At 29.7% G+C, this 10,158-nt stretch carries 11 protein-coding genes, 2 tRNA genes and 1 pseudogene; 2 read left to right on the top strand and 12 right to left on the bottom strand.

Annotated features, from left to right (window positions below):
• From Q0C22_RS06575 to tatA, 11 genes and pseudogenes are all read right to left on the bottom strand, one after another.
• Positions 1 to 161, bottom strand: a pseudogene (locus Q0C22_RS06575) (hypothetical protein); the annotation flags it as partial.
• On the bottom strand, positions 162 to 1,400 hold the full coding sequence (ftsA, locus tag Q0C22_RS06570) for a cell division protein FtsA (RefSeq protein ID WP_025391717.1): 1,239 nt from the start codon (positions 1,398 to 1,400) through the stop codon (positions 162 to 164).
• Positions 1,390 to 2,190: an FtsQ-type POTRA domain-containing protein gene (locus Q0C22_RS06565; protein ID WP_291492992.1), complete on the bottom strand. Its 801-nt coding sequence runs from the start codon at positions 2,188 to 2,190 to the stop codon at positions 1,390 to 1,392. The genes ftsA and Q0C22_RS06565 overlap by 11 nt, the downstream gene beginning before the upstream one ends.
• The gene (locus Q0C22_RS06560) at positions 2,177 to 3,073 is read right to left on the bottom strand and encodes a D-alanine--D-alanine ligase (RefSeq protein WP_291492991.1); all 897 of its coding nucleotides are present in this window, start codon (positions 3,071 to 3,073) and stop codon (positions 2,177 to 2,179) included. Before Q0C22_RS06560 ends, Q0C22_RS06565 begins: the two co-directional genes overlap by 14 nt.
• Positions 3,070 to 3,879, bottom strand: a complete 810-nt coding sequence (murB, locus tag Q0C22_RS06555) for a UDP-N-acetylmuramate dehydrogenase (protein WP_291492989.1) — start codon at positions 3,877 to 3,879, stop codon at positions 3,070 to 3,072. Before murB ends, Q0C22_RS06560 begins: the two co-directional genes overlap by 4 nt.
• The gene (gene murC, locus Q0C22_RS06550) at positions 3,866 to 5,212 is read right to left on the bottom strand and encodes a UDP-N-acetylmuramate--L-alanine ligase (protein ID WP_291493015.1); all 1,347 of its coding nucleotides are present in this window, start codon (positions 5,210 to 5,212) and stop codon (positions 3,866 to 3,868) included. The genes murB and murC overlap by 14 nt, the downstream gene beginning before the upstream one ends.
• 20 nt (positions 5,213 to 5,232) lie before the next feature.
• Positions 5,233 to 5,871: a hypothetical protein gene (locus Q0C22_RS06545; RefSeq protein ID WP_291492987.1), complete on the bottom strand. Its 639-nt coding sequence runs from the start codon at positions 5,869 to 5,871 to the stop codon at positions 5,233 to 5,235.
• On the bottom strand, positions 5,861 to 6,679 hold the full coding sequence (lgt, locus tag Q0C22_RS06540; RefSeq protein WP_291492985.1) for a prolipoprotein diacylglyceryl transferase: 819 nt from the start codon (positions 6,677 to 6,679) through the stop codon (positions 5,861 to 5,863). Before lgt ends, Q0C22_RS06545 begins: the two co-directional genes overlap by 11 nt.
• Positions 6,676 to 7,401, bottom strand: coding sequence for an SPOR domain-containing protein (locus tag Q0C22_RS06535; protein WP_291492983.1), 726 nt, complete (start codon positions 7,399 to 7,401; stop codon positions 6,676 to 6,678). Before Q0C22_RS06535 ends, lgt begins: the two co-directional genes overlap by 4 nt.
• Before the next feature lie 7 nt (positions 7,402 to 7,408).
• On the bottom strand, positions 7,409 to 9,040 hold the full coding sequence (gene argS / locus Q0C22_RS06530) for an arginine--tRNA ligase (RefSeq protein WP_291492980.1): 1,632 nt from the start codon (positions 9,038 to 9,040) through the stop codon (positions 7,409 to 7,411).
• Positions 9,037 to 9,216 carry a twin-arginine translocase TatA/TatE family subunit gene (gene tatA / locus Q0C22_RS06525; RefSeq protein ID WP_025391725.1) on the bottom strand — a complete coding sequence of 60 codons (180 nt, stop codon included), beginning with the start codon at positions 9,214 to 9,216 and terminating at the stop codon, positions 9,037 to 9,039. The genes argS and tatA overlap by 4 nt, the downstream gene beginning before the upstream one ends.
• Before the next feature lie 137 nt (positions 9,217 to 9,353).
• On the opposite strand from tatA, the gene Q0C22_RS06520 reads away from it, so the two are divergent.
• Together Q0C22_RS06520 and Q0C22_RS06515 are read left to right on the top strand one after the other, a co-directional pair.
• A tRNA-Pro gene (locus Q0C22_RS06520) sits at positions 9,354 to 9,431 on the top strand.
• 6 nt (positions 9,432 to 9,437) lie between these two features.
• Positions 9,438 to 9,514 (top strand) — tRNA-Arg (locus tag Q0C22_RS06515).
• Positions 9,515 to 9,555: 41 nt separating this feature from the next.
• Here the strand turns inward: Q0C22_RS06515 and Q0C22_RS06510 are convergent.
• A partial coding sequence (locus Q0C22_RS06510) for an NRDE family protein (RefSeq protein ID WP_291492977.1) occupies positions 9,556 to 10,158 on the bottom strand: 603 nt, incomplete at its 5' end.

The following is a 10,158-nucleotide window of genomic DNA, read 5'->3' as shown; positions in this document are numbered from 1 at the left end:
AAAGCTTGTTTATCTGTGTTAATTGAAATAAATTCTACATGTTTTATTCCATATTTAACCATATTGTTTACTGCATTAGAACCACCACCACCAACGCCAACAACCTTTATAATAGCCCCATCACGAATTGTCTCAGTTATTTTTTGCTTTGCTTCACTCATTTAAAACATCTCCTTAATCCATTTCTTCATTTTTGAAATGATTGAAGAAAAAGACGTATCGCCACTATTTGGTGTTGCCAAAACATCACCTTTTTCTTGTCTGTTTTCTACTGCATACATTGTAAGACCAATAGCTGTTGAATACATTGGGTTATTCAATGCATCTTTTATACCACCAATGTTTATAGGATAGCCTACCCTAACAGGTAATTTAAATATGTTTTCCGCTAAATCTGTTATATTTTCAAGCATAGCAGTTCCACCAGTTAAAACTACACCAGCACCTAATAATCCTAAAATATTCATTTTATCAAGTTCTTCTTTCACTAAAGAAAATATTTCTTCTATTCTTGGTTCTATTACTTGAGCTAAATCACTTTTGTAGATTTGTTTAATTTTTGATGAAAAATTTCTTTGAAGTTCGATTGTTTCGTCTTCATAGTTACCTTCTATCATGGCTGTACCATAGTTGATTTTTAAATTTTCCGCTTCTTTATATGGTAGTCTGAATGCTACGGAAATGTCATTTGTTATATGATCTCCACCAATTGATAAAACAAAAGTATGTCTTAGCGAATTGTTTAAAAATACAGCTACATCAGTAGTGCCGCCACCTATATCTACCAAACAAACTCCAATATCTTTTTCATCTTGTGTTAATACAGCAAGTGATGATGCTATTGGTTGCAAAACAATATCAACTACATTTAAACTACTTTTTTGACAGCATTTTATAATATTTTGTATATTTGATACGCCACCTGTGACAACATGTACTTTGGCTTCAAGTCTGGTGCAAGACATACCAAGTGGTTCTTTTATACCAGTTTGTTCATCAACAATGAATTCTTGCGGTATAACATGTATAATTTCTCTATCTGGAGGTATAATAATAGCTTTAGCACCATCAATTACCCTTTTTATGTCGGCTTCTGTAACTTCGTTACCTTTTACAGCTATTACACCAGTTGAATTATATGAACGTATGTGGCTACCTGAAATGCCAGCATAGACATTTGTTATTTTAATACCGCTCATTTGTTCAGCTTTGAAGATGGATTTTTTGATTGAATCAACAGCTTGATCTATGTTTATTACAATACCTTTTCTAAGGCCGGAAGATGGGTTTGTTCCAATACCAATTATTCTTAGCTCTGTTGAATCATATTTGCCTACAACTGTGCACACTTTGGTTGTACCTATGTCCAAACCTACTATAATTCTACCGCTATCTTCCACTTTTTGTCTCCTTTGTTTTCCATTTTATAATAATTCTATCTGGATAACATATTGATACATTTTCAATCTTATCAGCATCAGGCAAAAGTTTTGGCCAAATCGTTTCAAGCCTTTCTACTGATTTATCATAATCACAATTAAACATATTAGCTGTTACCATAATCCCATTTTTGAAATTAACCCCAAACTTATTGTCTTCCATTATAATATAACTAATTTTTTCTAATTTGTCTAACTTTTTGTATAAATTTACAAGCTCTAATACGACCTTTTTATTGTTAATTTGAGGTGTTAAATTCGCCATTTTAATATGCAAAATTTTGTCAATATTAATTTTTTTAGGATCTATATTGTCAGTTATATATTGACCATTATTGGCAAATAGTAGCTGTTTGTTATTGACATCTATAATACATAGTGGTGTTTTTTCATTAATGTCTATATAGAGTGTATCTGGTTTAATAATAGCAATTTTTGCGTTTGCAATAAATGGGTTTTTTGTTAATTTGTTGTAAACATCTAATTTTAAGTGTGAATTTAGTTTTGTATTATTGGATATACCTAAACTATGGATTAGGTAGTTAGATTGAAGGATTTTATTGCCCTTTATATATACATATCGTAATTTTGATTCTTGAGAATTTTTCAAGATATAGAAAACTTGATATATTCCATAAAAAAAAATAACAAGTATTAATACAAATAATAATTTAAAAAGTATTTTTCTTTTAATAATAGAATAATTTTTTTTGGGCTTTTTGTAAGTTTTAAAATTTTTAAAATCCTTCATAGGCAGATTTTAGTATTTTTTCTACTAATAATTCAAAACTAATATTTATACTTTTTGCTGCACTTGGCAACAGACTTGTTTGGGTCATACCAGGAATTGTATTTATTTCTAAAACGTATGGTATGTTTTTTTCTATCATCATATCAATTCTTATTGCGCCTTTGCAATAAAATGCTTTATATATTATTTTTCCAATTCTATTAATTTCGTTAATAATTGATTGATTGATTCTTGCAGGTATAATATATTCCGTTGCACCAGATGTGTATTTGTTTTGATAATCATAAAAACCTTTCTTGGGTGCAATTTCTATTAAAGGCAGGCATTCGCCGTTTAAAATACTAAGCGTAACTTCTGTGCCTGTAATTTTTTCTTCAATAATTAATTCTTTAAATTGTTTTATAAGTTCACTAAATTTTGCTTGAAGCTGAGTATTATCATAAGCAAATTCAACACCAATTGAAGAGCCTTCATTGTTTGGTTTAATGCATACTGGAAAGCTGTTTATATTCTCTATATCTTTTATGTCTTTTGCTAAAACTGCTGGTTTTGTGGGTATATGATATTCTTTTAAAATAGCTTTTGTAAAAAATTTATTCATACAAACTTTGCTGGATAGTGAATTTGATCCAGTATATTTTATATTATGCATTTCAAGTGCTGCCTGAAGGGTACCATCCTCACCAAATCCACCGTGTAGGGCAATAAAAACTATATCAGGCTTTTTCTTTAAGATTGTTTCTATACAGTCTTTTTTATTTTCACAAATATATTTTTGTGCATCATATTTTAAATTTAAAAGAGCCTGGTGAATTGCGCCTCCGCTTCTAATAGACACTTCTCTTTCGGATGAATCGCCACCGCAAACAACCAATATACTCATAATATAATTACCTCCTCTTCCAGTTCAATATTAAATTTTTTATAAACATTATTTTTTACAATATCAATTAAATATAAAACATCATCTGCAGTGGCTTTATTTAAATTTATTATGTAATTAGCATGTTTTTTACAAATCATAGCGTCACCCACAATTTTACCTTTAAGGCAACATTCTTCAATTAATTTGCCAGCTATCATATTTGGGGGATTTTTAAATACACTACCAAATGTACGAACCAATGGAGCTTTTGAAAGTCTTATTTTGATATTTTCTCTTATTTTTTTTTCTATAAGATTCGGGTTTGATTTTTCAAGTCTTAACCCAACTTCTAAGATAACTTTATCATTAAAATTTGAATTTCTATAAGAAAAATGCGCATCGCTTTTGTAAATTGTATGAATACCTATATTTGGACTATAGCATATAGCGTATTCAAAAAAATCTGCAATTCTTTTATTAAAAGCACCAGCATTCATTCTTATGCATCCTCCAATGCTTGCTGGGACACCCCCTAAAAACTCAAGGCCACATAAACCATTTTTTATCATAGTTTTATTTATAAGACTAATTTTAGTTGATCCTCCGACAATAACCAAAGAATCTACAATATTTATATATGAAAATGTTTTAGAGAGTTTGTATAAATTTTGATTGTTTTTTATTATTATATTACTCCCTTCGCCAATTATTTTACCTTGCTCTACTGCACTTAAATCATCAATGTTTTCTATGTAATTTAATATGCATGTTCCATTTTGCTTAAAAGAAGTTATAAGACTGGTATTTATTTTAATTTGTTTCATTAGCATTAAGCTGATAAGAAAGTTTAGTAATGTCGCCTGCTCCCATTGTAATTACTAAATCGCCAGATTTTGTTTCTTTAAGTAACATTGGTTTTATTTTTGATATGTCATCAATATAAATACAATTGTTTGAAAATTTATTGATATTTTCTGCAAGTATTTTTGAATTTATTCCCTCAATTGGGGACTCACCTGCTGGATAAATATCAAGCAAAAATACCACATCAGCAAGTTTAAAAGATTTTGCAAACTCATTCATTAGAGATTGTACTCTAGTGTAGCGATGTGGCTGAAAAATTGCAATAACGCGAGATTTAGCAGTTTGTTTAGCTGCTTGAAGCGTAGCTTCTATTTCTCTTGGGTGATGTGCATAATCATCATATACTTCAACGCCATCTTTTAAAAACGATCTGAAACTAAATCTTCTATCCACACCGCTAAAAAACTCAAGTGTTCTTTGTAAATAATGTTTTTCTATGCGCAATATATGGGATAATGCTACGATTGCTAAAGAGTTTGAAATATTATGAATTCCTGGTATATTTAGTATTATATCAATATTTTCTTGAGGTGTGTGGACAACAAATTGACTTGATTTTCCAGTATGCGTTATATTTTCAGCCCAAAAATGAGCGTTTTTATTTTGAATAGAATAAGTAAAACAGCGTTCTTTGTTTAATTCCTTAATAATTTTTGATAAATTTTTATCATCAATATTTAGTATTGCATAATTACTTTTTTTGATAAATTCTTTGAATGCTTCTATTTCATTTTCGAAATTTTTGTAATAATTTAAGTGGTCATTGTCTATGTTTGTTACAATAGCTATTTTAGGGTTTAAGAGCAAAAATCCTCCATCACTTTCATCTGCTTCAGCAATAAAGTAATTGCTATTTCCACACATTACATTTTGCTTTATTTTTTGTATTTTACCACCAATAATAGCGGTAGGATTAAAAGATGCTTCACATAAAAGTTCTGTGGCAAGAGATGTGGTTGTAGTTTTTCCATGAGAACCTGCAATTGCTATACCAAATTTTTCATTAAAAAGCAAAGCCAGTAATTCATACCTTTTTAAAACTCTTATATTGTTTTTTTTGGCCTGGATAACTTCTGGATTGTCTTCTTTTATAGCAGATGATATTACAACAAGAGCTATATCGTCTGTTATATTTTGCGGAAAATGTCCTATATTGACTTTGATACCTAATTCTTTTAATGCAGCAACATTTTTATTTTCGCTTTGGTCTGAACCTTTTATTTTATAACCTTTTGTATGCAGGTATTGTGCAATGGAACTCATTCCAATACCGCCAATGCCAACAAAATATATGGTTTTTTGCTTAATTTCATCTAAATCAAAACCCTGATAAATATTTTTGCCCCCCTTTCAGTTAATTTTTCTTTATTTATTGTAGTATCGTAAAAAATGTTGAATTCAGTTTTTTTAATATTTGTTACTAAATTTTCATTTTCAAAAATAAACATGTTTGCAAAATCAAATTTTTTTAGCCTGTCTATATCACTTTTTGTTCGTATCTCGTATATTGGCTCAATACCCATAGCAAGGCTTAATAATGAAATTTTTTCCAATGTTTGATCATCAATAAAAGCTGGTTCTATAATAATGCCATCTGCCTGGTAAATCCTGATTAAATAAATCTGATATTCTTCTAAAAAATAGTCTCTTGCTATTACTGGTAAATTAAAATTTTCTTTGGCAAAGGAAATGTTTTCCAATGAACCATATAAAAATACATCATCAGAATTGATAATAAGAGCACTTGCAGTTTCAGCTATATTATAAGTTTTATCTTGGTCAAAATTTTTTATTTCTATTATTTCACAAAAATCTTTTGAAAATATTTTTTTTAAATCTATTGGTTCTTTATATAGCATATTAAGACCCATTTCCAATATATGAGAAGGTAACTCTTTTTTCTTATCTTCTATGGATTTAAGTTTTAATGATTTTATTTCTTCAAGTAGCATTTTTCCATTTTTTTCTGAGGATAATAAAGGAAATTGTAGATACTAGTATCATGGCTAAACACAACCACTGTCCCATGGTAAGACCCAGAATAAAACCTATTTGGGGGTCTGGTTCTCTTGTAAATTCAACGAAAAATCTGAATATTCCATACAATAATACAAATAGCCAGAATAAAAAGCCTTCTTTTTTGATGAGTTTATCACGCGAAAAATATAAGATCAAAAATAATATCAGACCTTCAAATAAAGCTTCGTAAAGCTGAGAAGGTTGTCTTGGAATGTATCCACCTCTTGGAAAAGCAATTGCCCATGGAAGATTTGATGGCCTACCCCACAATTCATCGTTTATAAAATTTGCAATTCTTCCAAAAAAAATACCAACTGGCGCTATAACAGCAACTTCATCTGCAAGTTTATAAAACCTTACATTGTATTTTTTGGAGATATACAAACCTACCAGAACAAGGCCTATTAAAGCACCGTGGAAACTCATCCCACCTTGCCATACATAGAATATTCTAAGCGGGTGATTCATATAATAAGCAAAGTTATAAATGAGCACATAGCCTAGCCTACCACCAATTATTACTCCTATTATGGAATAAAATATCAAATCATCTGCTATCGATTTGTTTTTAAAATAATCAGAAATTTTTATTCTGTGTTTGATATAAAAATATCCTATTAAAAAACCTAATGCATAAGCTATACCGTACCACCTTGCATTAAAAGGTCCGATTGTTTTACCAAAAATATGAAATGGTCCAATTGAAAAAGCTATAGGGTTAATGTTTGGATAAGGTATCATTGTTTCCTCTCATATATTATAGGCAAATTTGTTATGCCTTCTGTTTTTAATTTTTCTGCAATTTTATTTGCCTGTGAAAGACTATGAACTGCTATTATTACTCTTGTGTATGGAGTATTATTTATTATTGTCTGCTCACTTGAAGCATTATAGCCTTTTTGGATAAGTGAAATAACCAAATTTAATGCTTTCGATCTATCAGGAAATGATGCAACTTGAACGATGTAATTGGCTTGTTCTTTAGGTACCTTTTGCTGACTAGGTACTTTTTGTTCATTAACGTTTGTAGTTGAGTTTTTAATTTCATGTATTTTTGGTTTAGCCTGTGTAGCTATTTGTTGCGCAGATTTTTGGATTTCTTGCGTTTTTGAGCTTTTGGTTTCATTTGTTTGATTGACAAGACTGTTAACAATTGCATTTATCTCAGATTTTGTGGTATTTGTGCTATTTGTTTGAATAGTTATTTTAGCCTGGTTATTTGTAATTGATTTTGGTTTTTGTGGTTCGGCAGATGAAGTGTTGTTAGCTTGAAGTATCTGTATATTACTTGCAAGTTCTTTGTTTATATTGATATTTCTAAAATAAGCAGATGAAACAAAACCTATACCATAGCCAAAACCAAAAGCAATTATAATTGAGATAATCAATGTCCAAATTCCAAAACTCGTTTTTCTTTGTGAGTTTTGGTTGCTTTGATCAAATTTAAATTTTTCTTGATCCATAATAACCTCACATTTTGTTCTTTGCTTGAATACCAATTAATGATAGACCCAAAGCCAAAACAAAAGCAACGGTTTTAATTAATCCCACCCTTGCACAACTTAAATCTTTATTTTCACCAATAACTTTGTGTTTATTGTAAAATTGATGTAGTTTTTCTGCAATCATAAGCAAAGATTTTGTAACCAGATATGGTTCTAAAGTTTTTGCGCTATCATGCAAATACTCTTTAAACTGAAGTAAAGATTTAATTAGATTAATTTCTTCAGTTTCTTGCAAAAGCTTGATCATACTTTCATCTAATTCGTTATTGCAATTACTTTTTTCTAAAATGCTCATAATTCGAGCATGAGCGTATTGTATGTAGTAAACCGGGTTATCCATAGATTTTTTCTTTAAAAGTGAAATATCTATATCTAAATGTGAATTAATGCTTTTTGATACAAAAATAAATCGAGCAGCATCTGTGCCAATTTCTTTAATAAGTTCTTTTAGTTCTATGTATGTAGCTTTTCTTGTTGACATAGAAATTTTATTATTTTCCTGGATTAAATTTACAAATTGTACTAGTAAAATAATCAATTTTTTACTATCAATACCTAAAGCTTCCAGCGCAGCTTTAAGTCTTGCAACATAACCATGATGATCTGAGCCCCAAATATCTATAACCATATCAAATCCACGCTTTAAAAATTTGTTTTTATGGTATGCAATATCGCTTGATAAATAAGTATATTTGCCGTCTTGTTTTATAAGGACTCTATCTTTGTCGTCGTTAAACTGTGTTGTTTTAAGCCATAAAGCACCATCTTTTTCGTAAGTAAAGCCTTTAGATTTAAGAAGTTCAATGGTGTGTTCTACTTCGTTGTTTTGGAATAAACTACTTTCACTAAAGAAAACATCGAATGTTACCTTAAAATTTTCCATATCGTGCAGTATATCATTCATAATTGTGTTTTTAGCTTTATCTAAACAGATGTCGATAGCATTATCCATACTGAGTAAATTATCTTGGTAAGTTTTTATTAAATCACGTGCAATATCTTTTATGTATTCTCCCTGGTAAGCATCTTGTGGAAATTCTATTTTTTGACCAAGCAACTCCTTGTATCGTAAGAAAGTTGAAAAACCAAGCATATGCATTTGATAACCAGCATCATTAATGTAATATTCTTTTACTACATTATAACCTAAAAAGCTCAGTATTCTTGCTAAACTATCTCCTATTGCAGCACCTCTGCCATGTCCTATATGAAGTGGTCCTGTTGGATTAGCGCTAACAAACTCTATTTGAATCTTTTTTTCTGGTATGTCTTTCAATTTGAAATATAGCTCTTTTTTTTGCGACAATGTTAAAAATTCTTTAGATATGGTTTCATTGGTTAGGAAAAAGTTAATAAAACCCGGCTTTTCAATTTTGATTTTAAATTTGTTGCTAAATTCAGAATTTTCACAAAAAGCTTTAAAGTCTTGTGCTATGTTTATGGGATTCTGTTTAATTTTTTTTGCTAAAACCATTGCAAGGTTTGTTGAGTAATCGCCAAATACTGCTTCTGGAGGATAATCTATACTATAATTTACGTACTCATAAGACTTATTTTCTAAATATTTATCAATGATTGGTTTTATTAAGAATTTCATTTTGTGTTTTCTTTATCTTCGAGTTTTTCTGGCTCTTCTTCTTTAGTATCTTTTATGGAATTTTTAAAATTTTTAATACCTTTTCCTAACCCCGCCCCAATTTCTGGTAATTTTCTTGCGCCAAAAATCAAAGCCACAAGTAATACTACAAGAATAATATGGGTTTCACTAAGCATCTTCTACCTCCTTGTTTGTATATATCATAAGTTTTAGAAACTTGCAAATTGTATTTTTAATTTAAAATAAATAATTTGACAAATAAAAAGTGTTGCAATTTTAGATTAAATATGATAAAAAATTGAAGCTGTTTTTACGGGGTGTAGCGCAGTTTGGTTAGCGCACCTGCCTTGGGAGCAGGGGGTCGGTGGTTCAAATCCACTCACCCCGACCACTATAAGCGCCCGTAGCTCAGCTGGATAGAGCAACGGCCTTCTAAGCCGTGGGCCAGAGGTTCGAATCCTCTCGGGCGCGCCATTTTTTCTTGTGAGTATTAAATGATTATGTAATAATCGGATTCAAGTAATTTCAAAAGTAAATGTTTCTTTTGTTTTTTGGATATGATTTTCTTCCGTAAGGATAGCTTTATTATTATTGTCTATTATTAAGACATACGAGTATTGGGTTCCATAATTTTGAGTTTTAACAAAAATCGAAGAAAGCTCTATTTCAAATGCTTTATCAATACCTGTATTTGGTAAATTATCTTTAAATTTTGTGGTATCATGTAGCATTTCTAATAATGAATCAATTAGTGTATTTTGATTTTTAGTTGATGATATGATATTTTGAAAATTTATTTTTGCTTTTTGCGTTTTGGGCCAATTTGCATCTATAAAACTATTACTCAACGTGTGAATTCCATGTTTTATTTTGAGTAGTTCTTTATTAATATTGGAAAAATAATAAAGCTCATCAATTGTACCAAATACAAAATTAAAAGGGTTAAATTTTTCCGGTTGTAAATTTTTTATAAAAATATTTTTATCTATATTTTTGGTTAGATAATTCCATACAATTAGGCCTCTGGATGGTGCATCTGTTTTTAATAAAGAAGGATTTCTATAATTTGTTAAAAATGCTAATTTACCTTTTTTTGTAATACCAAAAAAGCTTCCAAA

This window comes from Desulfurella sp. (genome assembly GCF_023256235.1).
Lineage (GTDB): Bacteria > Campylobacterota_A > Desulfurellia > Desulfurellales > Desulfurellaceae > Desulfurella.
The sequence above is the reverse complement of the archived record's forward strand: the minus strand, read 5'-3'. Positions and strand labels throughout refer to the sequence as shown.

What these genes read in the sequence shown, in the direction of transcription:
- Q0C22_RS06565 (WP_291492992.1), bottom strand. Translation starts at nt 2,190, where the DNA reads ATGAAGGATTTTAAAAATTTTAAAACTTACAAAAAGCCCAAAAAAAAT.
- Q0C22_RS06560 (WP_291492991.1), bottom strand. Translation starts at nt 3,073, where the DNA reads ATGAGTATATTGGTTGTTTGCGGTGGCGATTCATCCGAAAGAGAAGTG.
- murB (WP_291492989.1), bottom strand. Translation starts at nt 3,879, where the DNA reads ATGAAACAAATTAAAATAAATACCAGTCTTATAACTTCTTTTAAGCAA.
- Q0C22_RS06545 (WP_291492987.1), bottom strand. Translation starts at nt 5,871, where the DNA reads ATGCTACTTGAAGAAATAAAATCATTAAAACTTAAATCCATAGAAGAT.
- tatA (WP_025391725.1), bottom strand. Translation starts at nt 9,216, where the DNA reads ATGCTTAGTGAAACCCATATTATTCTTGTAGTATTACTTGTGGCTTTG.
- argS (WP_291492980.1), bottom strand. Translation starts at nt 9,040, where the DNA reads ATGAAATTCTTAATAAAACCAATCATTGATAAATATTTAGAAAATAAG.
- Q0C22_RS06535 (WP_291492983.1), bottom strand. Translation starts at nt 7,401, where the DNA reads ATGGATCAAGAAAAATTTAAATTTGATCAAAGCAACCAAAACTCACAA.
- lgt (WP_291492985.1), bottom strand. Translation starts at nt 6,679, where the DNA reads ATGATACCTTATCCAAACATTAACCCTATAGCTTTTTCAATTGGACCA.